The sequence below is a fragment of the Mesorhizobium sp. PUT5 genome, assembly GCF_052216645.1.
GTDB lineage: Bacteria > Pseudomonadota > Alphaproteobacteria > Rhizobiales > Rhizobiaceae > Mesorhizobium.
Map to the genome: position 1 here is coordinate 206,457 of NZ_JBQOSO010000001.1, position 21,611 is coordinate 228,067.

General features: G+C 64.5%; 19 protein-coding genes. 14 read left to right on the plus strand and 5 right to left on the minus strand.

The annotated features are described in order from the left end of the window. A complete protein-coding gene (locus ACTDI4_RS00965) occupies positions 1-972 on the plus strand; it encodes an ABC transporter ATP-binding protein (protein ID WP_442839343.1) in 972 nt (323 codons plus the stop codon). After that, positions 972-1,922 carry an ABC transporter ATP-binding protein gene (locus ACTDI4_RS00970; RefSeq protein WP_442839344.1) on the plus strand — a complete coding sequence of 317 codons (951 nt, stop codon included), beginning with the start codon at positions 972-974 and terminating at the stop codon, positions 1,920-1,922. The genes ACTDI4_RS00965 and ACTDI4_RS00970 overlap by 1 nt, the downstream gene beginning before the upstream one ends. On the opposite strand, the gene ACTDI4_RS00975 is transcribed toward ACTDI4_RS00970, so the two are convergent. Both ACTDI4_RS00975 and ACTDI4_RS00980 read right to left on the minus strand, forming a co-directional pair. Beyond that, positions 1,886-3,367, minus strand: coding sequence for an HAL/PAL/TAL family ammonia-lyase (locus ACTDI4_RS00975; protein ID WP_442839345.1), 1,482 nt, complete (start codon positions 3,365-3,367; stop codon positions 1,886-1,888). The two genes, ACTDI4_RS00970 and ACTDI4_RS00975, sit on opposite strands and share 37 nt — an antisense overlap. Further along, entirely contained in the window at positions 3,364-4,365 is a 1,002-nt protein-coding gene (locus tag ACTDI4_RS00980) for an ornithine cyclodeaminase family protein (RefSeq protein ID WP_442839346.1), read from the minus strand. Before ACTDI4_RS00980 ends, ACTDI4_RS00975 begins: the two co-directional genes overlap by 4 nt. A 489-nt stretch (positions 4,366-4,854) precedes the next feature. On the opposite strand from ACTDI4_RS00980, the gene ACTDI4_RS00985 reads away from it, so the two are divergent. Continuing rightward, a complete protein-coding gene (locus ACTDI4_RS00985) occupies positions 4,855-6,459 on the plus strand; it encodes an AMP-binding protein (RefSeq protein WP_442839347.1) in 1,605 nt (534 codons plus the stop codon). A 103-nt stretch (positions 6,460-6,562) separates the two neighbouring features. Here ACTDI4_RS00985 and ACTDI4_RS00990 read toward each other — a convergent pair whose 3' ends face one another. Next, the gene (locus tag ACTDI4_RS00990) at positions 6,563-7,183 is read right to left on the minus strand and encodes a helix-turn-helix domain-containing protein (RefSeq protein ID WP_442839348.1); all 621 of its coding nucleotides are present in this window, start codon (positions 7,181-7,183) and stop codon (positions 6,563-6,565) included. A 289-nt stretch (positions 7,184-7,472) separates the two neighbouring features. Between ACTDI4_RS00990 and ACTDI4_RS00995 the strand changes: the two genes are divergently transcribed. From ACTDI4_RS00995 to ACTDI4_RS01015, 5 genes are all read left to right on the plus strand, one after another. After that, the gene (locus tag ACTDI4_RS00995) at positions 7,473-8,291 is read left to right on the plus strand and encodes an ABC transporter substrate-binding protein (protein WP_442839349.1); all 819 of its coding nucleotides are present in this window, start codon (positions 7,473-7,475) and stop codon (positions 8,289-8,291) included. Between the two features lie 21 nt (positions 8,292-8,312). After that, complete coding sequence (locus ACTDI4_RS01000) at positions 8,313-9,041, plus strand: amino acid ABC transporter permease (RefSeq protein ID WP_442839350.1); 729 nt, start codon at positions 8,313-8,315, stop codon at positions 9,039-9,041. After that, on the plus strand, positions 9,038-9,841 hold the full coding sequence (locus tag ACTDI4_RS01005) for an ATP-binding cassette domain-containing protein (protein WP_442839351.1): 804 nt from the start codon (positions 9,038-9,040) through the stop codon (positions 9,839-9,841). The genes ACTDI4_RS01000 and ACTDI4_RS01005 overlap by 4 nt, the downstream gene beginning before the upstream one ends. A gap of 31 nt (positions 9,842-9,872) precedes the next feature. Continuing rightward, the gene (gene speB, locus ACTDI4_RS01010) at positions 9,873-10,826 is read left to right on the plus strand and encodes an agmatinase (RefSeq protein ID WP_442839352.1); all 954 of its coding nucleotides are present in this window, start codon (positions 9,873-9,875) and stop codon (positions 10,824-10,826) included. An 83-nt stretch (positions 10,827-10,909) separates the two neighbouring features. Then, positions 10,910-12,289 (plus strand): aminotransferase, encoded by a 1,380-nt coding sequence (locus ACTDI4_RS01015; protein WP_442839353.1) that lies wholly within the window; start codon positions 10,910-10,912, stop codon positions 12,287-12,289. A 98-nt stretch (positions 12,290-12,387) separates the two neighbouring features. On the opposite strand, the gene ACTDI4_RS01020 is transcribed toward ACTDI4_RS01015, so the two are convergent. Together ACTDI4_RS01020 and ACTDI4_RS01025 are read right to left on the minus strand one after the other, a co-directional pair. Next, on the minus strand, positions 12,388-13,317 hold the full coding sequence (locus ACTDI4_RS01020) for a 2-hydroxyacid dehydrogenase (RefSeq protein ID WP_442839354.1): 930 nt from the start codon (positions 13,315-13,317) through the stop codon (positions 12,388-12,390). 33 nt (positions 13,318-13,350) lie between these two features. Continuing rightward, positions 13,351-14,043, minus strand: coding sequence for a GntR family transcriptional regulator (locus tag ACTDI4_RS01025; protein ID WP_442839355.1), 693 nt, complete (start codon positions 14,041-14,043; stop codon positions 13,351-13,353). Positions 14,044-14,370: 327 nt separating this feature from the next. On the opposite strand from ACTDI4_RS01025, the gene ACTDI4_RS01030 reads away from it, so the two are divergent. The 6 genes from ACTDI4_RS01030 to ACTDI4_RS01055 all read left to right on the plus strand — a co-directional run bounded on the left by ACTDI4_RS01030 (position 14,371) and on the right by ACTDI4_RS01055 (position 21,604). Next, positions 14,371-15,549: an NAD(P)/FAD-dependent oxidoreductase gene (locus ACTDI4_RS01030; protein ID WP_442839356.1), complete on the plus strand. Its 1,179-nt coding sequence runs from the start codon at positions 14,371-14,373 to the stop codon at positions 15,547-15,549. Between the two features lie 185 nt (positions 15,550-15,734). Next, the gene (locus ACTDI4_RS01035; protein WP_442839357.1) at positions 15,735-17,333 is read left to right on the plus strand and encodes an ABC transporter substrate-binding protein; all 1,599 of its coding nucleotides are present in this window, start codon (positions 15,735-15,737) and stop codon (positions 17,331-17,333) included. Positions 17,334-17,425: 92 nt separating this feature from the next. Then, complete coding sequence (locus ACTDI4_RS01040) at positions 17,426-18,046, plus strand: glutathione S-transferase family protein (RefSeq protein WP_442839464.1); 621 nt, start codon at positions 17,426-17,428, stop codon at positions 18,044-18,046. Between the two features lie 11 nt (positions 18,047-18,057). Further along, on the plus strand, positions 18,058-19,023 hold the full coding sequence (locus tag ACTDI4_RS01045; protein WP_442839358.1) for an ABC transporter permease: 966 nt from the start codon (positions 18,058-18,060) through the stop codon (positions 19,021-19,023). Continuing rightward, positions 19,020-19,883, plus strand: a complete 864-nt coding sequence (locus ACTDI4_RS01050) for an ABC transporter permease (RefSeq protein WP_442839359.1) — start codon at positions 19,020-19,022, stop codon at positions 19,881-19,883. The genes ACTDI4_RS01045 and ACTDI4_RS01050 overlap by 4 nt, the downstream gene beginning before the upstream one ends. Continuing rightward, positions 19,880-21,604, plus strand: a complete 1,725-nt coding sequence (locus ACTDI4_RS01055) for an ABC transporter ATP-binding protein (RefSeq protein ID WP_442839360.1) — start codon at positions 19,880-19,882, stop codon at positions 21,602-21,604. Before ACTDI4_RS01050 ends, ACTDI4_RS01055 begins: the two co-directional genes overlap by 4 nt. Positions 21,605-21,611: the final 7 nt, after the last annotated feature.

Genomic DNA, 21,611 nt, shown 5'->3' on the forward strand with positions numbered 1-21,611 from the left:
ATGGAAATGGACGGCCTGGTCGAGATCCGCAACCTCAACGTCGATTTCGGCACCGACAACGGCACCGTGCATGCGTTGCGCGACGTCAACCTGACCATCGGCAGGCGCAGCACGATAGGGCTGGTGGGCGAAAGCGGCAGCGGCAAGTCGACCCTGGCTCTGGCGCTGCTCGGGCTCTTGCCCGAAAATGCCGAAAGCGTTTCAGGCCAGATCACCTTCGGCGGCGAAAACCTTCTGGCGCTGAAGCCGAAGGAATTGCAGCGGCTGCGCGGCACCCGCATCGCCATGATCTTCCAGGACCCGATGACGGCGCTCAACCCGGTGTTCACCCTGGGTACCCAGCTTGTCGATGCCCAGCGCAGCCGCCATCCCAGGCTTGGCCGCCGCGAATTGCTGGCGCGGGCGGCCCGCATGCTCGCCCGCGTCGGCATCTCCGATCCCGAGGCGCGGCTTTCGGCCTATCCGCACCAGTTTTCAGGCGGCATGCGCCAGCGCGTGATGATCGCCATGGCGCTGTTGTGCGAGCCGGACATCCTGATCGCCGACGAGCCGACGACGGCGCTCGACGTCACCATCGAGGCGCAGATCGTGCGGCTGTTGAAGGACCTGCACGCCGAGTTCCACGGCTCCATCGTCTTCGTGTCGCACAGCCTCGGGCTGATCTCGGAAATCTGCGACGAGGTGGCCGTCATGTATGCCGGCAAGATCGTGGAGAGCGGCCCCGTCAAGAGCCTGTTCTCGAACCCCAGCCATCCCTACACGCTGGCGCTGCTGGCCTGCGAGATCGACCCGGCCGACGAACCCGGCGAGCGGCTGGTGACCATTCCGGGCGGCCTGCCCGACCTCGTCAATGTGCCCGCCGGTTGCATCTTTGCCGACCGCTGCCCGTCGCGTTTCGCCAAATGCGCCGAGGAGCCGCCGCCGCGAACGGTCGCATCCGGCCACAGTGCCGCCTGCTGGCTGGTGCCGTGATGGCGGCAGCGGACACCATCGAGATCGAGGACCTGCGCGTCACCTTTGCCGGCGGCGTGCAGGCCGTCGCCGGCATCGATCTGACATTGACCGTCGGCGAAACGCTCGGCCTCGTCGGCGAAAGCGGCAGCGGCAAGACCACGCTGGCCAAGGCGCTGATCGGCCTCAACCGGCCGACATCGGGAACGGTGCGTGTCGGGGGACGCGACCTGACGGTTCTGACACGCGCCGACCGCCTTTGGCTCAGACGGCGCGTGCAGATGATCTTCCAGGATTCGCTGTCCTCGCTGTCGCCGCGCTTCACGGTCAGAAAGCTGCTCGCCGAGCCGATTGCCATACATGGGCTGGATAAGGCGGAGCGCTGGCCGAAAGTGCTGGACCTGATGGCGCGGCTCGGCCTCGCCGAAGCCCAGCTTGGAAAATTCCCGCACCAGATCAGCGGCGGGCAGGCGCGCCGGGTGGCGATCGCGCGGGCGCTGGTGTGCGAGCCCTCCTTCCTCATCGCCGACGAGCCGACGGCGGGGCTCGACGTATCGGTGCAGGGTGAGCTGCTCAATCTGCTTGCCGACCTGCAAAGACGTTTTTCGCTGGGCATCCTGATGGTGAGCCACAACCTGAACGTCATCGGACGCGTGACCGACCGCGTCGCCATCATGTATCTCGGCAAAGTAATGGAGGAGGGGCCCACGCGCCGTGTGTTCGGCAGCCCGAGGCATCCCTATACGGCGGCGCTGCTGTCGGCCAATCCGGTGATCGATCCCGAGCACAAGCGGGAAAAGCTGGTGCTGGCGGGGGAAATCCCCAGCCCCTCCAATCCGCCTTCCGGCTGCCGTTTCCACACCCGCTGCCCGCGCGCGCAGGACCGTTGCCGGCGTGAGGAGCCCCAACTGACCCCCGCAGAAAACGGCGCGCGCTACGCCTGCCATTTCCCGCTGGAAAGCGCCTCGTAAAGCCGGTCCGCATCCGTGCCCAGCGGCCGATCCTCATGCAGCGGCCGGATCAGCTTGCGCACCTGCGCATGGACCTTCGCCGTGCCGGGCGCGAGCCTTACGTCTTCGCCGAGATCGACCGCCTGCGCCGCGGCCATCAGTTCGAAGGCGACCAGGCGCCGCCACAGGGCGATCATCGCGGCGCATTTGGCGACCGCCAGCGGCGTCTGCGTGGCATGGTCCTCGACACCTTCCGAAACCGGCAGGAAGTCCAGCACCACCGGATTGGCCTTGTGCCGGATCGCCGCGAGCATGGCGCCGACCGCCTTTTGCAGCGGGACGAAACCGGCCGAAGCGCCGCCGACCGGCGACAGGTATTTCGGCAATCCGTTGCGGCCGGTGCCGGTAAGCTGGACGAAGCGGGCGGCGCTGGCCGCCGCAGCCTGCGCAATTGCCAGCCCCAGCCCCTCGAAGGCGAGCGCCAACGCCGCCGTATGGAAGTTTCCCGTAGAGAGCACAGCGCCGTCTTCGACCAGAACCAGCGGATTGTCGGCGGCGGCGTTGAGTTCCGTCTCGACCGCCTTTCGCGCCTCGCCGATGGCATGAAACAGCGCGCCGTGGATCGGCGCCATGCACCGGATGGACAGCGGATCCTGCAAGGTCTTGGGCGCTGCCGGCCCTTCACCGGACAGCAGGGTGCGCAGCCCCTCGGCTGCCAGTTCCTGGCCGAAAGCCGGGCGCGCCCGCTGCAGGCGCGGGTCTAGGCCGTCGCGGTTGGCGCCGATGCCTTCCATGGTCAGCGCGCCGGCCTGCTGCTGCTGGTAAAAAACCGTCAACGCATCGGCCACCGCCAAGGCGCCGTGGCCGACCGAGACCGCCGAGGCGCTGATCAGGGACAGCCCATCCTTGGGCGCAAGTTCCACCGGCTCGAGCCCGGCCCGGCTCAAGGCTTCGGCGGTCGGCAGCCGCTCGCCCTGAAATTCCGCTTCGCCCTCGCCGATCAGCAGGCGCGCCATTGCCGCCATGACGAGCAGGTCGCTGGCGCCGATCGAACCCAGCGACGGCATCACCGGATGGACCGCGGCATTGAGGACGTCCACAAGGGCCGCAAACACATGGGGCGAAATGCCCGAACCGCCGACCGCCAGCGTCGCGGCGCGGACAAACATCGCCGCCCGCACGACTTCAGCCGGCAGCGGTTCGCCGACCGCGCCGCTGCGTCCTTCGATAAGCTGGCGCTGGAAGGCGCCGGCGTCGTCGCTGACGGCGGTGCCGAGATTGGCGCCGAGCCCGGTATTCAACCCGTAAATCTTCTGGCCCGACCCCGCTACCCGGTCGAGCACCCGGCGCGCCTGCTCCAGTCTTTCGGCGACGGCCTGCACGGCTGTTACAGCTGCACGCCCGCGGGCAACCGCCACCACGTCCTCGACAGTGGCGCCTGCCCCTGCCAGAACCACGCGCGTCATGAAAAGCGCAACCGCTGGCCGATGCCGTTCGCCTGCGCCTTGGTCAGCATCGCCTTGCCGAGCGCGATGTCGGACAGCGACAGGCCGCGATGCCAGAACAGGATGGTCTCCTCCTCGCTTTCGCGGCCGGCTTTCAGCCCCGCGGCAATCTGGCCGAGTTCGGCGTGCAGCGTCTGCTCGCTGAGGCGGCCGGTTTCGACATGGGCCCGCAGCGAACCGAGCTTGCCGCCCTTGCACTGGCCCCAATCGTCGACGACGATCTTTGCCATGATGTCGGTCAGCGACAGTTCGACCGCGCTCATCGTGCCGTACGGCATGACCAGCGCACCGGACTTGATCCATTCGGTCTCGAGCAGCGGTTCGGGCTCCGGCAGGCGCGAGGCCTCCACGACGATGTCGGCGCCATCGACGCAACTTCGCCAGTCGCCAACCGCCCGGACCGGCTTGCCAAGGTCGGCGGAAAGCTTTTCGGCAAAGCCGTTGCGGCTTTCGGGGCGGCGCGAATGCACCCGGATTTCATCGAAATCGAACAGATGGTCGAGCAGCCGCACGTTCCAGTAGGCGGTGCCGCGCGAACCGATGTGGCCGAGGATTTTCGACCCCTTGCGCGCCAGATACTTGCCGCCGAGCGCGGTGACGGCGCCGGTGCGCATATCGGTGATCGCCGTGGCGTCGAGCATGGCGCGGGGGGTGCCGGTGCGCGGATCGAACAGGTTGAGGATACCGAATTCGGACGGCAGGCCGAGCTTGTAGTTGTCGACATAGTCGCCGACGATCTTTACGCCGGCGGCGTCGAGCGGCGCGACATAGCCGCGAAGCACGTTGAAATGGCCGCGAAAGGCCGGGTCTGGCTCGAGATGGACGCGCGGCTCGATGACCGTCTCGCCCTTGCCCTGCGCAACCAGCGCCGCTTCGACCGCGCCGATGATTTCGTCGTCGGTCATCGCCAGGGCGTCGATGTCGAGCCCATTGAGATAGTCGATGTAGATTGCCGCCATGCCTGCCGCCTCGAAATCCTGTACTTCTCGACTCTAGAACATGTGATCTCAAAGAGGGACCCCATTTCGGGGGTATCGTCGCCTTGACGCGGCTGAACCAGCCCGGCGAAATTTATCCGCCATGCGGTGTGGCTCTGCTGCCCGAAGGCACGAACGGGGTTTCGGCCCCGACAGCCGGCCAGGGGGCGGCAAATAGCAGCAAGGGGCCTGTTGCAAAAACGGAAGGGGAACGATAGGAAAATCGAGCGCTCGCTCGTTTTATCAGATATGTCGCTGATGCTGGGCCACCCCTAGCCTTGTCACCATGTGCATTGATGGAGGCAGGGCATCGCGCCGATCCCCGGAGGAGGGGCAGGCGCTCCTGAATGGCCTTGGAGCGGGCGGTCCCGAAAGGGAGGCCGGCTTTGACATGAGGACATGCGCCGGAACGGAACTGGCGAAGCGCTTTGATCGGGCATCGATCAGGCATTGTTTTGGAGGAGGAGCAGGATGCGTATCGAAAGCCATCTCAAGGCGCGCGTAGCCAATCATCGTCCGCTGACACCGCTGGACTTTCTTGACCGGGCGGTTTTGGCGTTTCCCGAGCGCCCGGCCGTCGCATGGCGCGACGATGTGTGGACCTATCGGGAGTTTTCGAGGATCGTCGCGCGGTTTGTCGCTTTCCTGCGTCGCGAGGGCGTGAAGCCCGGCGAGGTCGTCTCCGTGATGGCGCAAAACCGCCCGGAAATGCTGGCCGCCCACTACGCCGTCCCGATGGTCGGCGCCGTGCTCAACACCATCAATACGAGGCTGGATGCCCCCACCGTCGGCTACATATTGGAGCATTCCGAAAGCCGCTTCGTGATTGCGGACGCGGCCTGTCTGGCCGCCGCCCGCGAGGCGGCATCGGCGGCGGCGGTGCCGCTTTTCGTTCTTGGCGAACCGGGCGGCCGTGGCGGGGAGGGGAAACTCGACTTTCTCGAAGGGGGAGACGCAGCGGCATCGCCTTATGATGCCGCGGTGCTTGCAGACGAATGGCAGCCGATTTGCCTCAACTACACGTCGGGGACCACCGGCAAGCCGAAGGGCGTCGTCTATCACCATCGAGGCGCCTACCTGAATGCGCTGGGCAATGTGCTGGCGCTGGGACTGACCCATCAGTCCGTCTATCTCTGGACACTGCCGATGTTCCATTGCAACGGATGGTGCCACACCTGGGCGGTGACGGCGGCGGGCGGCCTGCATGTGTGTCTTGACCGGGTCGATCCGGAACTGATTTTCGCGGCGATCGCACGCCATGGCGTGACGCATATGAGCTGCGCGCCGGTGGTGCTTTACATGATGATCAATCATCCCGCGGCTGCGACCAAGGACGCCTCGCGCAGACTGACAGTGGTGACGGGGGGGGCGTCGCCGACCAGTGCGCTGATCGCCCAACTGGATTCGCTGGGGTTCGATCTCATTCATCTTTATGGCCTGACCGAATCCTATGGGCCGGCAACGCTTTGCATCCTCGACGAGAAAGATGCGGGCAAGGCCGCACAGGACAAGGCGCGGCTTCTCGCCCGCCAGGGCATTCGCCATGTCACCGCAAGCAATCTCCGGGTGGTCGATGAACAGGGCGCCGACGTAGCCCGCGACGGAACCGCGCTGGGGGAAATCGTGCTGCGGGGAAATACGCTGATGGCAGGCTACTATCGAGACGAAGAGGCTACCGAAGCGGCGTTTGCCGGCGGCGTGTTCCACACCGGCGACATCGCCGTCATGCATGCCGACGGCTATGTGGAGATCAAGGACCGGTCCAAGGACGTGATCATTTCGGGTGGAGAAAACATCTCCAGCCTCGAGATCGAGAGCGTGTTGCACCAGCATCCGGCGGTGCTTCTGGCGGCCGTGGTTGCCGCTCCCGATGACAAATGGGGCGAGATTCCCTGCGCCTTCATCGAGTTCAAGCCGGGTGCATCGGCGACTGCGGAGGAACTCCTGTCATTCAGCCGCCAGCATCTGGCCGGCTTCAAGGTGCCCCGGCGCTTCGAATTCCGGGAGTTGCCCAAGACGGCGACGGGCAAGATCCAGAAGTTCGTCCTGCGCCAGGCAGTGCAGAACCCCGCATAGCCCGCCTGCATCGAAGGTGCCGTATTCATGGCGGTTCAGGCCTCCTGCGCCTTCGCCGAACCGAGCCGGAGGCACCTGCCTGCTTCGCCGACGACCGCGGCCATCAAAGGGGCGGCGGCACATACACCATCAACGCGACTGCCGGCTGGTTCTTCAACGGGTTTGTCAGCAGGCGCTTCCGGCGCGGATCGAAGGTCAGGGCATCGCCTTCGGCCATCTCGATGTCCTCGTCCTCGAAGCGGACAGTGATGGCACCCTTGAGCACCAGGATAAGTTCCTCGTCCGCGTCGAGCGAGTAGAAGTCGTCGCCGGCGGTGGCCCCCGGCGCAAACTCGGTCCAGGTGACCAGCATGTGCTTCGAATTGCGCGGCGTCAGGGCATAGTCGACGAAGCCGTGCCCGCCGAGATCGACCTGGCGGCGTTCGGCCTTGCGGATCAGCGCTGTCGGCTTCTCATCGAACAGGTCGCGAAGCCCAAGCCCCAATGCGCGGCACAATTTGAGCAATGAGGCGATCGAGGGCGACACCATGTCCCGCTCGATCTCGCTGACGAAACTGCGGCCGAGACCGCTCTTTTCCGCCACCTCGGCGAGGGTCATCCGGAGTTCCTGGCGCCGAGCGCGAACCTTGCGCCCGAATGCCGCCTCGGGCGGTATCGTCTCATTTTTGCGCTCGCGTGAAATGTCCATTCCCAGATCCGCCTCCTGTATGTCGCCCGTCTCCATATAGCTCGAACTTATAAAAAGTTGTACGCCATGGACAGAAAAATGTTGCCAATAACGGAATTGATGATAACAATCTTTCTATGCCGGCATGTTGGATCACATCGCGCATGCGGCACAAAGCAAAAAGAGGCGGATGCCCCAGGTCGGCCCGAGGCCGGTAAATTTTTTGCTGAGTCGTTGAAGGCTGAATGGCTGGGCCTGCGCCTGAAGGCGCGGGAAGGAGGGCGCTCGCTCTGCGCAGCGCTGAGGTTGGAAACCGGAGCCGGGAAGCTCCTAACGGGAGGGGAATATGTTTGGATCAAGACAGGTATCGCTCGTCATCGCCCTGGCCGGGAGCATTGCCGCTGCCGACGGCACGGCAAGTGCTGCCGACAAGCCGGCCTTCGTTTCGGGCGGCAAGTTCGTGGTATGCACGGACGCGTCATTTCCGCCGATGGAGTATTTCGAGAAGAGCGGCGACAAATCGCCGGTCGGCTTCGATGTCGATTTCATGAACGAGATAGCGGCGGGTTGGGGTGTTTCGCTCGAAATCCTGCCGATGGACTTTTCCGGCTTACTGCCCTCGCTCGAGGCAAAACGCTGTGACGCCGTGATCAGCGGCATGTTCGTCACCGACGAGCGCAAGCAGAAATTCGATGCGGTAACCTATCTCGACACCGTTTCCGTTCTCGCCGCCAAGGCCGGCACTGGGCATGTCGGTTCGCTGGAGGAACTGGCAGGCAAGACCATAGCCGTGCAGACCGGCACGACCTTCGTGAAGCAGCTCGAGAAGGTCAACGAGGAGTTCGCGGCCAAGGGGCTCGAGCCGATCAAGGTCCAGCTCTATCCAAAAGCTTCCGACGCGATCCAGCAGGTTCTCATAGGCCGCGCCTACGCCGCCACGACGCAGGACACCGAACTTGCCTACCGCGATCTGCAGGTTCCCGGCTCGCTGGCCTCGATCTACGAATTTGAAGATCCGCAGGCGTTCGGCGTCTTCGTTCGCAGGGAAGACGACAACGCCTCGGCGGTCATGGCGACCATCATCGGCCTCAAGGACAACGGCGCGCTTGCCAAGATCGCCGAGCGCTGGCGGCTCGATCCGAAGAAGCTGGCGATCAGGCAATAGCCGTCCGGTCGGAACGCGCAGATGTCCTTCAATCTCGATGTGTTCTGGGCGGCATTGACGTCCTGGGTCTTTTTTGAAGCCGCATTGATCTCCGTGGCGCTGGCGGTGTTGTCGCACGCATCCGCGATCGCGATCTCCATGCCCCTCGCGCTCGGACTGGATTCGCGCAGCAAGGTCGTCCGCATCGCTATCCGCCTCTATGTGGGAGTGTTCCGGGCGATCCCGACGCTGCTGTGGTTGCTGTTCTTCTGGAATGCGCTGCCGCAGTTCAGCCCGGTGTTCCGCGAAGCCTGGTACACGCCGTTCATTGCGGCATGGGTTGCGCTCACCGTCAATGAGGCGGCCTACCAGGTCGAGATCAACCGGGCGGCCCTGAGTTCGGTCGACAAGGGGCAGACATCCGCGGCCACGGCCTTCGGCTTCACGCCTTGGCAGGTTTTCCGACTGGTGACCCTGCCGCAGGCAGCGCGCGTGGCGCTGCCTCCCTCGGTCAACGAGTTCATCACGCTGCTCAAGGCGACGTCTCTCGCCTCGGTCATCTCGCTGCAGGAACTGATGACAGTGACCAACCAGGCCGTTGCGACGTCGTTCCAGTTCCAGGAGTATTACGCCGTCGCAGCCCTGTACTACCTGCTTATTGTCGGTCTGCTCACGCTTCTTCAAAGCAGGGTCGAACGCCGGTTCGATTGGACCGTGGAACGCCGCGCGCGGCGTGGCTGGCTGGGCAGGTTCACGGAGCAGCGGCAATGAACATCGTCAATCCCGTTTCCGGCGCGGCATCCTTCGACACGCCGCGCATCGCGGTCCGCGACCTGAAGAAGTCGTTCGGCAAGCTCCAGGTTCTCCACGGTGTCTCCCTGACCGCGCCGCAGGGCAGCGTCATCTCCCTGGTCGGCTCTTCAGGCTCGGGCAAGAGCACGCTGCTGCGATGCCTCAATCTGCTTGAGATACCCGACAGCGGCGACATCCAGATCGACGGCGAGACGCTCCATTTCGATCCGGCGAAGCCGTCCGGCGGCGTTCAACCCCGCCAGATCCGCCGCATCCGCTCCTCGCTCGGCATGGTGTTCCAAAGCTTCAATCTTTGGGGCCACATGACAATTCTGGAGAACGTCATCGCGGCGCCCGTGCATGTGCTGGGCGTTCCCCGCGCGCAGGCCGCCGAACGTGCGCACGAATTGCTTAAGCGCGTGGGCATCGCCGACAAGCACAACTTCTTCCCGGCGCAGTTGTCGGGTGGGCAGCAGCAGCGGGCGGCGATCGCAAGGGCGCTGGCGATCGATCCGAAGGCCCTGCTCCTGGACGAGCCAACCTCGGCCCTCGATCCCGAACTTGTCGCCGAAGTGCTTCAGGTCATCAAGGATCTGGCGATCGCGGGCACGACGATGATCCTCGTCACCCACGAGATGCGCTTTGCGCGAGAGGTCTCCTCCTCGGTCGTGTTTCTGCATCGCGGGGTCGTGGGCGAGATGGGGCCGCCGGATCAGATTTTCGACGCCCCCCAGACGGAAGCCTGCAGGCGCTTTGTCCGCTCTGAATTCGGGGTCTGAACCTTACATCTTCATATCGGGAGTTTCTATCATGACCAATCCGTATCCGGTCTCCGGCATGGTCTTGCCGCGCTATTCCGGGCTGTCGACCTTCATGCGCCTGCCCTATATCCCGGCCAGCGAAATGCAGGACATAGACATTGCGCTGATGGGACTGTCCTGGGACGGCGGAACGACCACGCGCAACGGCTCGCGCTATGGCCCGCGCCAGATCCGCGAAATGTCGACGCTGTTGCGCAGCGTGCACCCCGCAACCGGCATCGACCCCTACAAGCTCGTTCGCTGCGCGGATATCGGCGATGCGCCGACCAATCCGGTGGACCCCATGCGCTCGCTGGAGATGCTGCAGGATTTCGTGCAGCAGGCCTTCGACAAGGGCGCGCGACCGCTGGTCTTCGGCGGCGACCATCTGGTCTCGTTGCCGGTGCTGCGCGTCGTCGGCAAGCAACAGCCGCTCGGCATGATCCATTTCGATGCCCACACCGACATGTACGACTTCTACTACGAGAATTCCCGCTTCACGCATGGGACGCCGTTCCGTCGCGCCATCGAGGAGGGGCTGCTCGATCCGAAGCGCGTCGTTCAGATCGGCATCCGCGGCACCATGTTCGCCGAAGACGAATATGAATGGTGCATGGAACAAGGCATCACCCATATCGGCATGGACTTCATCCGCGAGCGTGGCGTCGATGCGGTGGTTGCCGAGGCCCGGCGCATCGTGGGCGACGCGCCGACCTATCTCACCTTCGATATCGACTGCATCGATCCCTCCTATGCGCCCGGCACCGGCGTGCCGGAAATCGCCGGCGTCACCACCTACGAAGCCCAGCGCATGTTGCGCGGCCTGCGCGGGCTCGATCTGGCCGGGGCCGACATGGTCGAGGTTTCCCCGCCGATCGACCCGACCGGCAACACCGCCCTCGTTGCGGCCAATCTCAGCTTCGAGATCCTGTGCCTGCTCGCAGAGCGCGTCGCACGGCGGTAATTCCCTGTGCGTGGCGGCCCTAGGCCGCCATGCCCCCCTGTCTGTAATCCGAACGAGCTGTCGGGCTTTCCGGAGAAGGAAATATGATGGGTAGGAACGGCTCGGTTGCCCAGCGGGACATTGAGTTCCACATGCACCCAAATACCGATCTGTCGATGCATGCCTCGGTCGGGCCGCACGTCATCGCAGGTGGCGAGGGAATATTTGTACACGATCTCGACGGACGAACATTTCTCGAAGGCATGTCCGGTCTGTGGTGTACTTCTCTCGGTTTCAGCGAAAGCCGACTGATCGAAGCAGCCAGCCGACAGTTGGCTGCGCTGCCCTATACCCACAATTTCGCGCATCGATCATCACAGGCCTCGGCAGATCTTGCCGAAAAGCTGGTTGCCCTCTCCCCGTCGGGGCTGAACAAAGCCTTCTTCGTCGGTTCGGGTTCGGAGGCAAACGAGACGGTAGTCAAGATCGTTTGGCACTACAACAACGTCCTGGGCAGGCCCGGCAAGAAGAAGATTATTTCCCGGCACTGGGCATATCACGGCTCGACAATAGTTGCCGCAAGCCTTTCCGGCATTCCGAGCATGCACAAGCTGTACGATCTTCCGGTAGACAGGATCCTGCATGCCGAGGCTCCCCATTTCTACAGGAATGGCGGCGAGAACGAGACGGAAGAAGAATATGCAAGCCGGCTGGCGGGCGAACTGGAGGACCTCATCCGCGCCGAAGGGCCGGACACCATCGCCGCCTTCTTCGCCGAACCCATCATGGGTGCCGGCGGCGTCATCTTGCCGCCGGAAACCTATTTCGAGAAGGTGCAGGCAGTCCTGCGCAAGCATGACATACTGTTTGTCGCGGATGAGGTGATCACCGGTTTCGGCCGCACCGGTGAGTGGTTCGGTTCGGATCTCTACAAGCTGAAGCCGGACCTCATGAGCATCGCAAAGGGTCTGTCATCCGCATATCAGCCCATCGGTGCCGTGTTGCTGAGCGATTCGATCCATCAGGTCCTTGCCGACGGCAGCAGGGAGACCGGCTACTTCGCCACCGGCTTCACCAATGGCGGCCACCCGGTCGCGTGCGCCGTTGCCCTCGAGACAATCCGGCTTTACGAGGAACGCGATGTCATCGGCCAGGTCCGCAAGGCGAGCCGCCGTTTCCGCGGCCGCCTGGAGCGCCTGAAGGATGCATTCGAAATTGTCGGCGATGCCCGTGGCGTAGGGTTGATAGGCGGAATCGAACTGGTGGAACGGCGTCACCCGCTGCAAAAGTTCGATCCCGCGCGAAAAATCGCCGGTTCGGTGGTCAAGGCCGCGCTCGACAAGGGGCTTATTCTGCGGGAGCTGCCGAACGATGTCGTTGCCATCTGCCCCCCTCTGATAATCACCGAGGAGCAGATCGACCTGCTTTTTGATCGACTCGAAGGCGCGCTTGCGAACGTCGAATCGGCACTTCTTGCCAAGTGAAGCTGCCGGAAAAAGGCCATCCCGATCGAGGTCGTCCGAAAGGCGCCATGCAAAATCACTGAGCCGGGGAAGGCCAATGATGCCGCGTTGCGCATTGGTTATGCCCTTGCGGTCTTCATCTGCTCCAGGTCCGCCCGCAGCAGGTCGAAGCCGCCCGACAGCAGGCGAAGCATCGCCTCGCGCGATTTGAAGGCGGCGTGGGACGTCAGGGTCACGTTGTCGAGCGCCTTCAAGGCATGTCCCGCCGGCAGCGGTTCCTGCTCGAACACGTCGAGCGCGGCATGCGCAATGCGGCCCTGCCGCAGCAGGTCGACCAGCGCGGTTTCGTCGACCAGGGCTCCTCGGGCCACGTTCACCAGGATCGCGTCCGGACGCAATTTTTCGAGGCGCGTGCGGTCGAGGATGTGGCGCGTCGCCTCGTTGAGGGCCAGGTGCAGCGACACGACGTGCGACGTTTCGACAAGCTCGTCGAGCGGCACCGCCTTGCAGGGCAGGTCGTGGGGCACGCCGCTGCGGTTCCACGCCACGACCTCCATGCCGAAGCCGGAGGCCAGCCGGATAAGTTCGCTTCCGATGCCGCCGGTGCCGATCACGCCCAGGCGCTTGCCGCCCAGATCGACGGCCACGGGAAGGGTCCACTCGTCGCGCCGTATCGCCCGATCCATCATGGCGATGTTGCGCGCGGCCGCCGTCATCAGGGCGAAGGCATGTTCGGCGATGGTGCGGTCTCCATAGCCGCGTACCGTGCGCACCTTGATGCCGAGCCGCTCGGCCGCGGCGACATCGATATAGGTGGAGGCGCCTGTGCCGAGGAACACGATGGTGCGCAGGTCGGGGAATTTGCGCAGCAGCGCCTCGTCCATAATGGTGTGGCCGTTGATCACGCCCGCCGCCCCGGCCATCAGCCTTGCAAGGGTCTCGGCGTCGGGATCGCCGACAAAGATTTCGAGGTCGGGGACTCTTGAGAGAATTTCAGGCGTCAGAACGGAATGACCGAACTCGGTGCAGTCGATGTAGGCGCATTTCATTGTTTGATACCGAATTTCGAGGGGGAAGACCGCTCAGCCCAGCATCTCGATCGGCTGCTGGGGCAGGCCGAGATGAAGCCGGGCGAAACTGTTTATGTGGTAGCGCATCTCGGCGTCGGCGACCGCCACGTCGCGGCGATGCAGGGCGCTCAGGATCCGCCTGTGCTCGACGATGGCACGCTCCACCCAGCCGGGCTTCACCGCTTCGCGGCCCCGCACCAGCCGAACCTTGTCATGCGTGGAAACCAGCTGGCGCAGCAGGAAGGCGTTTTGCGCAGCCGCGGCGATGGTCAGGTGGAACATCCCGTCAAGAGCCGCAAAGGCAGGGGTGTCGTCGCGCGCCAGCGCGTCGGCCTGTTTGTCCACGATGGCCGATAGTTTTGCCATCGCCTCGTCGTCGGCGCGCTCGATGCAGAACCGGACAGCCGTCGTCTCGAGCGCTTCGCGCACTTCGTAGATGTCGCGTATGTCGGTGGGGGTGAGTTCCGTCACCCGGTAGAAACGGCCGTCGCGCTGCACGAGGCCTTCGTCCAGAAGATGCCTCAATGCCTCACGCACGGGCGTCCGGCTGACGCCGTAGCGCTCGCCTAGCTCGATCTCCTGCAGCGCCGCCTTCGGCTTGAAACTGAGCGAAAGGATATCGGCCTTGAGGCGTTCATATACGGTGCTGCCGAGCGCCAGCCCTGGACCAAATCCATCGTTCGCCACCGCCTCAATATCCAGCATCGCTCTGCCTCTCCCGTGTCAGTATACGCAAATGCCTCTGTTTGCCTGAAAATTCAAGATGGCAGCATTTGCGTAGCCGATATTCTTCATTTATGTATACCGAAATTCGAGCCAGCGCGCTGCCTTCGAGGCTCGCCATCGCGGCTTGACCTGCATTCTGCGCTTTCCGTGGTTTGCCGCGGACATCGGCGACGAAAACCGAAGGGGAGGGATTCCGTGCGACCTTACACGGCCTATGACAGCGTAAGCGGATGGAACCAGATCCAAAAGGAAGGCCCGCGTTGCCATGACGAGCAACTGAGAGGGGGCCGGCGCGCGAAATTCGCCGTGGTCGGCGCCGGTTTCGCCGGCGTCGCGGCGGCGCGGCGATTGGCCGAATTCTATCCCGGGCAGGAGATCGTCCTCCTGGACGCCCTTCCGGCCGGCGAGGGCGCGGCAGGGAGAAGCTCCGGTTTCATGCTGGATCGGGTCGAGACCAAGATCGACGCCCGCAACACCGGACCGCAAGCCGATTGGCAAACTGCCATCCTTCAATCCGGGCTGGCATGGCTGCACGATACGATTTCGGCCCGCGGCATCGATTGCGACTGGCAGGACATCGGGCACTACAAGACATCCACGACGCTGCAGGGCGCGCGCGAGCTTGACCATTTGCTGGCAAGGCTGGACGGGAAGGGGATCTCCTACCGCCGCCTTTCCCGCCTCGACATCTCCGCCGAGATCGGCGCCGCGCAGTGCACGAATGCCGTATGGCTCCCCAACTGCGTGCTCGTTCAGCCGGCCCGGCTCATACAGGGCCTGCTGGCCACGTTGCCGGAGCAGGTCAAGGTCTACACCAATTCCGCGGTCGACCGCTTCGACATCGGGAACCCTCACGCGCTCGGTGTCGGGCCTCACGAAATCAAGGCGGATGTCGTCGTCTTCTGCAACAACGTCACCCTGCCGTTTTTCGGCTACGGTGGCCAGCGGCAGCTTACGGTATACACCTATGCCGGCATGACGCCGGAGCTTGACGACCAGGAACTGGCAAAATTCGGAACGGCGGCCGCCTGGGGCGTGACCCCGGTGGAGAGACTCGGCCCCACCACCCGCAAGCTGGTTTCGCGGCGGTTTCTGTTCAGGGCCGGGTTCTCGTACAAGAAGGAACTGCCTTTCGCGCATATGGAGCCCTATCTTCGCCATATGTATTCTCAAAGGTATCCCCAACTGAAATCCCACGCCTTCGAATATGTCTGGGGCGGCGCGCTGAGCATGACCAGGAACGGTGCTCCGATCTTCGGCAGGATGGCCCGGAACATTTATGCGCTGTCCGGCTGCAATGCGTCCGGTATCCTGAAAATGACCGCGCTGGGCAAGCTTCTGGCCGAAGAGATAGCGGATGCTGACAGCCCTTTGCTGAGCGATACCCGACGTTTTGCCACGCCTCAGTGGATACCGCCAGAACCGCTGCGCAGCCTGGCGGTCAGCTACAACGTCGCACGCATGAAGAAGGCCATGCGCAACTGACGCATCGTCTGCAGGCGGCTTGTCCGGACCCGGCTCCATCTGGCGTTTCCGCCATGCTTGCCCTCGTCGGTATACCTAAATTCAGGTATGCCGGAAAAATATCCATTGATCGCCCTTCGATTCTTTGATTAGGTATACCGAATGGTGATGGTGGTGCGCATATGCACCTTCAGGGAGGATTACGAATGACCGATCATGAACGAGATTTCCATGCTGCGCGCATGGCCGCCGGCCGCAGCGATTTCACGCGCCGCCAATTCGGCGGGTTGCTGCTCGGCAGCGCTGCGGCCGCGCTCGGGGCGGGCAGTCTTCTGGCCGGCGTCCGCCCGGCCGAAAGCGCGCCGGTTCGCGGGGGGCAGCTTAGGATCGCTCTGTTCTCGCAGAGCACGAACGACAATTTCGATTCGGCAAAGGCCCTCTATCCCGGCGACTTCATCCGCTGCACCAGCCTCTACAGCTATCTGACGCGGCTGGACGAGCGCGGCCGGGCGCAGCCGGAGGTGGCGGAATCCTTCGAGCCCAATTCCGATGCCACGGAGTGGCGGTTCAACATCCGCAAGGGCATTGTCTTCCATGACGGTTCGGCGCTGACCATGGACGACATCATCTTCTCCGTCCTGCGCCACAGGGAGGAGCGTGTCGCATCGAGCGCCAAGCCGCTTGTGCAGAACATAAAGGAAGTCGTCGCCGACGGCCCGGAGACGATCGTCGTCAAGCTCGTCGAGCCGGATGCGGATCTGCCGGAACTGATCGGCACCCTCCAGTTCGCGATCATCAAGAACGGCACCTACGACTTTTCCTCGCCGGTCGGCACGGGTCCCTTCAAGGTCAAGGAATTCAGCCCCGGGGTGCGCACGATTTGCGAGCGCAATGACGACTACTGGAAGCCGGGGCAGCCCTATATCGACGGCTTCGAGATGTTTTCCATCGTCGATCATGTGGCGCGCGCCAGTGCCCTTCTGTCGGGCGATGTGCACATGATCGCCGACCTGCGCGGCCCCGGCATCGACGAGGTGGCCAAGTCGGGGGTGGCGAGCCCGTTCATCACCAATGCCCCGCGCTACACGTCCATCCAGGCGGCGGTCGACATTCCGCCCGGCGACCGCAAGGATCTCGGCCTGGCCCTGTCTTACCTCATCGACCGCGAGCGCATGCTGAAGACCGTGCTGCGGGGCAACGGCGTGATCGCCAACGATCATCCCATCATGCGCGGCTCCCCCTACTATGACGAGGGGCTGCCGCAGCGAGCCCTCGATCGCGACAAGGCCAAGTTCCATCTGGCGAAGGCCGGCATCGGCAACAGCCGCATCGAACTGCATGTCAGCGATGCGTCGGCCTTCAGCGTCGAAATCGGCCAGTTGCTTCAGCGGGAGGCAGCCGGCATCGGGCTGAACCTCGACCTGCGCCGCGAGCCGGCCGACAGCTACTGGAGCAATATCGCGGGCAAGCGGGCTTTGTTTGCGGCCACCTTCAATCCGCGCCCGACCGAAAACATGCTGCTCAACCTTGCCTGGAAGTCCGGCGCGGCGTGGAACTTCTCGCATTACAGCGACCCGCAGCTCGACGGCTTGATCGACAATGCGCGGTCGGAGCTTGACGAGGCAAAGCGCAAGCAGATTTATGGCGACATCCAGGCCAAGATCCACAACTCCGGTGCGTTGATCCTGCCGAACTTCATCAGCTTCGTGGACGGCGTATCGAACAAGGTGAAGGGCCTGACTCCCATTCCGGTCGGCGCGCTCGGCGGTTTCAATTTCACCGACCGCGTCTGGCTGACAGACTGAGCGAGCCCGGTCGGTCGGCCGGACCTGGCGTCGCCCTGCCGCCGACATGTGGCCGGCAGGGCTTCACGCCGAATTTTCGGAATGCGCGGATGATGAAGCTTTTCGGACGTTATATGTCTCCCTTCGTAAGGCGTGCTGCGGTGACCGCCCGGCACTACGGCCTTGCCTATGAGAATGTCGCACTGTCCACGATCGATGACCGCGACGGCATCCGGACGGTCAATCCGGTGACGCGGGTTCCGGCTCTCGAACTTCCGGACGGCACCGTGATCGTCGATTCCAGCGTCATCATCGATCATTTCGACCGGCAGGTGGAGCCGGATCGGCGCCTCGTTCCCGCATCCGGACACAGGCGCACCGAGATCCTTTCCCTCACCGCCATCGCGCTGGGCGCGGCGGAAAAGATGATATTGCGGTTTTACGAGCAGCATCGGCGCCCGGCGGAATTCGTCTATCGGCCCTGGGTGGATGCCTGCCTGGACCAGATGAACGACGGCCTGGCGCATCTGGAGGCGCGGCTGACCGGTCCGTGGATCGCGGGCGGGGCCTTCTCGCACGCAGACATCGCCGCCGCCGTGACCTTGTCGACCCTGCACAGGATCGACGCTGACATCGGCGCCGCGACGGCCGGCCGCTTCCCGCGCCTGTCTGGCCTGACGGACCGTTGCGAGGAAATGCCGGCGTTCCTGGCTGCCCCGCTGCCGGCAAACTGATGGTAGGCCCGATGACCCGCTTCCTGCTGCAACGTGTGCTGCTCGCCTGCCTGGTGCTCTGGCTGGTCTCGCTGCTGGTCTTCGCCGGCTGCGAGCTTCTTCCCGGCGACGTGGCGCAGATCGCGCTCGGGCAGTTCGCCACACCGGAGAACGTGGCAGCGCTGCGGCTGGAACTGGGGCTCGATAAACCCGCCCTCCAGCGCTACCTGAACTGGCTCTTCGGCATGGTTCAGGGCGACTGGGGCCAATCCATCATGACGCGCACGCCCGTTGCCGCCATGCTTGCCGAGCGCATGTCCAACACTGCGCTGCTGGCGGGAGCCACGACCGTCATCGCCGTGCCCCTTTCCATCGGTCTCGGGCTGGTTCTGAGCCTTGGCAATGGCGGCCGGCTGGACAGGCTTGGCTCGGTGGTCGTGCTTGCCCTGTCGGCGACGCCGGAGTTCCTGATCGCCACGCTGGCGGTGTTGATGTTCGCGGTCAAGCTGCACTGGTTCCCGGCGGTTGCCTATCTGACCCCCGGCGCAGGCTTCTGGCAGACCGTACAGGCATTGTTCCTGCCCGTCGCGACGCTGGTCGTCGTCGTCACCGCCCAGATCGCGCGCATGACCCGCGCCATCATCGGCAACCTTCTCGGCCTGCCCTTCGCAGAGATGGCCATGCTGAAGGGGGTGCCGCGCCACAGGATCGTCGGGCAGCACGCGCTGATCATGGCCGTGGGGCCGCTTGCCAACGTGGTGGCGCTCAATGTCGCCTATCTGGTCAGCGGCGTGGTGATCGTGGAAACGATCTTTGCCTATCCGGGGCTTGCCCGTCTGATGACGGACGCCGTCCAGGCGCGCGACATGCCCGTCGTCCAGGCCTGCGCGATGCTGTTCAGCTCGGTCTATGTCGTCCTCATCCTGCTGGCCGACACGCTGGCCAACATTTTCGACCCACGCCTGTCCGCCACGCGAGCCGGAAAGGTTGCCGCATGACTGCCGCTCCGAAGATCGCACCCGATATGCTTGCCCCCCTGCCGCGGCGCAAGCTTCCGCTGACCCTGTGGGGAAGCTGCGGGGTCATCGTCGCCTGCGTTCTGGTCGGCATCTTTGCGCCGTATCTGACGCCGCACGACCCCACCGAGTTCGTCTCCGACGTCGCCTTCCAGGGCAGCGATCAGGTCGCCTGGCTGGGCACCGACTATCTCGGGCGCGATCTTCTGTCCCGTCTGATAGACGGCACCAGGCTCACCCTGCTCATGGGATTGGCGGCCACCGTTCTGGCACATGTCGTGGGCGATGTGCTCGGCCTCTTCGCCGCCGCGCGGGGCGGCATCGTCGACATCGTCCTGTGCCGCATCGTCGATGTTTCGCTGTCCATGCCCAAGATCATCGTCGGCCTCGTCGTGGTGGCCGCGCTCGGCTCGTCAATCACCGTCATCGTCGTGGTCGCGGGGCTGGTCTATGCGGCGAGCGTCTTCCGCATCGCCCGGGCGCTGGGGCGCGATCTCGTCGCCCAGGACTTCGTCCAGGTGGCGCGGGCGCGCGGCGAAGGGCTCGGCTGGATCCTGTTCGGCGAGATGTTGCCGCATGTCGTGCGGCCGCTGGCCGCCGACTTCGCCATCCGCATGAGCTTCGCAATCCTGTTCATGAGCGGCCTGAGCTTTCTCGGGCTCGGCGTGCAGCCGCCGCTCGCCGATTGGGGCGGCCTGGTGCGCGAAAACCTCCAGGGACTGGCAGGCGGCTCGTGGGCCCCCCTCTATCCGGCCGCCGCCATTGCCATGGTCTCCATAGCCCTCAATCTCCTCGTCGATGCGCTGGGCGAGCGCAGCGACGCAGCCGTGGCACAACAATGAACGTCTCTTCTCCTCCATTGCTCGACATCAACGGCCTTGTGGTCACGCCGGCTTTCGGCGGGCGGCCGGTCGTCAACGGCATCTCGCTGCAGGTGGCCAGGGGCGAAGTGCTGGCCCTGATCGGCGAATCCGGCTCGGGCAAGACCACCTTGGCGCTCACCGCGCTCGGGCGCGTTCGCCCCGGTCTCGCCATACGCCACGGCGCCGTGAGGCTCGACGACCGCGACATGCTGACGGCGTCGTCGCGCGAGTTGCGCCGGCTGCGGGGCAGCAAGGTGGCCTACATTGCCCAGAGCGCGGCCATGTCGTTCAACCAGCGCATGCGGCTCGACCGTCAGGTGACCGAGCCCGCGCGGATGCATGACGCCATGCCCTCCGTGCAGGCGTTGCGCCAGGCCCATGAGCTTTACCGCAAGCTCGGCCTGCCGTCGCCGGAGATCATCGGCTCCCGCTATCCGCACCAGGTCTCGGGAGGACAGTTGCAGCGTTTCATGATCGCCATGGGCCTGCTGCTGAATCCCAATCTGGTCGTCTGCGACGAGCCCACCAGCGCGTTGGACGTCACCACCCAGGTGGACGTGCTGCGCGCGCTCAAGGCCGGCATCAGGGAAAACGACACCGCCGCGCTCTTCGTCAGTCACGACCTTGCCGTGGTGGCGCAGGTCGCCGACCGCATTGCGGTGCTGAAGAAGGGCGAACTGGTCGAATGCGGAACCACCGCCGAAATCCTCCACGATCCCAAGGCCGACTATACGCGTGAGCTGATCGCCGCCTGCCGGCGCTGGCCGGCGGCCGATAAGCCGGCGCGCGTGCAGGCTTGCGACGGCGACCTGCATCTCGAGGCATCCGGTATCGTCGCGGGCTATGGGGCGGGCAGCGCGGGCCAGCCCGCGATCCGCATCCTCGACGAGGTTTCACTCAAGGTGAAACGGGGCCAGGTGGTGGCGGTGATCGGCGAATCCGGTTCCGGCAAGAGCACGCTGGCCAGGGTGATCGCCGGCCTGCTTCCCCAATCGGCCGGCACGGTCCGCCTTGCAGGGGCCGATCTGCCGCGGGGCGTATCCAGGCGCTCGCGCGACCAGTTGCGGCGTGTTCAGATGGTGTTCCAGTCGGCCGATACGGCCCTGAACGCCAAGCACACGGTCGGTCATATCCTCGATCGCGTGCTGCGCTTCTTTGGCGATGTCGCGCCTTCCCGGCGTCAGGCTCGCGTCGCCGAACTGCTGGAGATGGTACGGTTGCCGGCCGAATATGCGCGCCGCCGCCCGAGCCAGCTTTCGGGAGGCGAGAAGCAGCGCGTCAACCTGGCCCGCGCCCTGGCGGCCGGACCTGAAGTCCTGCTGTGCGACGAGATCACCTCGGCGCTCGACACCGTGGTCGCGGCCTCGATCGTGGCGCTGATCGAGGACCTGCGCGACCGGCTCAACCTGGCCATCGTCTTCATCAGCCACGACATGGCGACCGTCGCTTCGCTTGCCGACCAGGTCGTCGTGCTGAAGCAGGGCACCGTCGTGGAAACCGGCGACACCTTCGAGGTGCTGTCGACGCCGTCCTCGGCCTACACCCGGCTGTTGCTGCATTCCGTGCCGGAACTGCGCATCGGCTGGCTCGAAGATGCCGCGCCGGGCGCCGGCGACCGTCGGTGTGGCGAGCAGTCCGAGATGGAAAAAGGCGGTGGCGATCCGATCGCCGCCGGCCTGCCGCGCACGCATTCGGCTTGAGCCGAAA

Bases quoted from the DNA above. Each gene is read 5' to 3' on its own strand.
- speB (WP_442839352.1), top strand. From the start codon at position 9,873: ATGACCAATCCGTATCCGGTCTCCGGCATGGTCTTGCCGCGCTATTCC.
- ACTDI4_RS01025 (WP_442839355.1), bottom strand. From the start codon at position 14,043: ATGCTGGATATTGAGGCGGTGGCGAACGATGGATTTGGTCCAGGGCTG.
- ACTDI4_RS01055 (WP_442839360.1), top strand. From the start codon at position 19,880: ATGAACGTCTCTTCTCCTCCATTGCTCGACATCAACGGCCTTGTGGTC.
- ACTDI4_RS00985 (WP_442839347.1), top strand. From the start codon at position 4,855: ATGCGTATCGAAAGCCATCTCAAGGCGCGCGTAGCCAATCATCGTCCG.
- ACTDI4_RS01035 (WP_442839357.1), top strand. From the start codon at position 15,735: ATGACCGATCATGAACGAGATTTCCATGCTGCGCGCATGGCCGCCGGC.
- ACTDI4_RS01000 (WP_442839350.1), top strand. From the start codon at position 8,313: ATGTCCTTCAATCTCGATGTGTTCTGGGCGGCATTGACGTCCTGGGTC.
- ACTDI4_RS01020 (WP_442839354.1), bottom strand. From the start codon at position 13,317: ATGAAATGCGCCTACATCGACTGCACCGAGTTCGGTCATTCCGTTCTG.
- ACTDI4_RS00965 (WP_442839343.1), top strand. From the start codon at position 1: ATGGAAATGGACGGCCTGGTCGAGATCCGCAACCTCAACGTCGATTTC.
- ACTDI4_RS01040 (WP_442839464.1), top strand. From the start codon at position 17,426: ATGAAGCTTTTCGGACGTTATATGTCTCCCTTCGTAAGGCGTGCTGCG.
- ACTDI4_RS01005 (WP_442839351.1), top strand. From the start codon at position 9,038: ATGAACATCGTCAATCCCGTTTCCGGCGCGGCATCCTTCGACACGCCG.
- ACTDI4_RS01050 (WP_442839359.1), top strand. From the start codon at position 19,020: ATGACTGCCGCTCCGAAGATCGCACCCGATATGCTTGCCCCCCTGCCG.
- ACTDI4_RS01015 (WP_442839353.1), top strand. From the start codon at position 10,910: ATGATGGGTAGGAACGGCTCGGTTGCCCAGCGGGACATTGAGTTCCAC.
- ACTDI4_RS00970 (WP_442839344.1), top strand. From the start codon at position 972: ATGGCGGCAGCGGACACCATCGAGATCGAGGACCTGCGCGTCACCTTT.
- ACTDI4_RS00975 (WP_442839345.1), bottom strand. From the start codon at position 3,367: ATGACGCGCGTGGTTCTGGCAGGGGCAGGCGCCACTGTCGAGGACGTG.
- ACTDI4_RS00980 (WP_442839346.1), bottom strand. From the start codon at position 4,365: ATGGCGGCAATCTACATCGACTATCTCAATGGGCTCGACATCGACGCC.
- ACTDI4_RS00990 (WP_442839348.1), bottom strand. From the start codon at position 7,183: ATGGAGACGGGCGACATACAGGAGGCGGATCTGGGAATGGACATTTCA.
- ACTDI4_RS01045 (WP_442839358.1), top strand. From the start codon at position 18,058: ATGACCCGCTTCCTGCTGCAACGTGTGCTGCTCGCCTGCCTGGTGCTC.
- ACTDI4_RS00995 (WP_442839349.1), top strand. From the start codon at position 7,473: ATGTTTGGATCAAGACAGGTATCGCTCGTCATCGCCCTGGCCGGGAGC.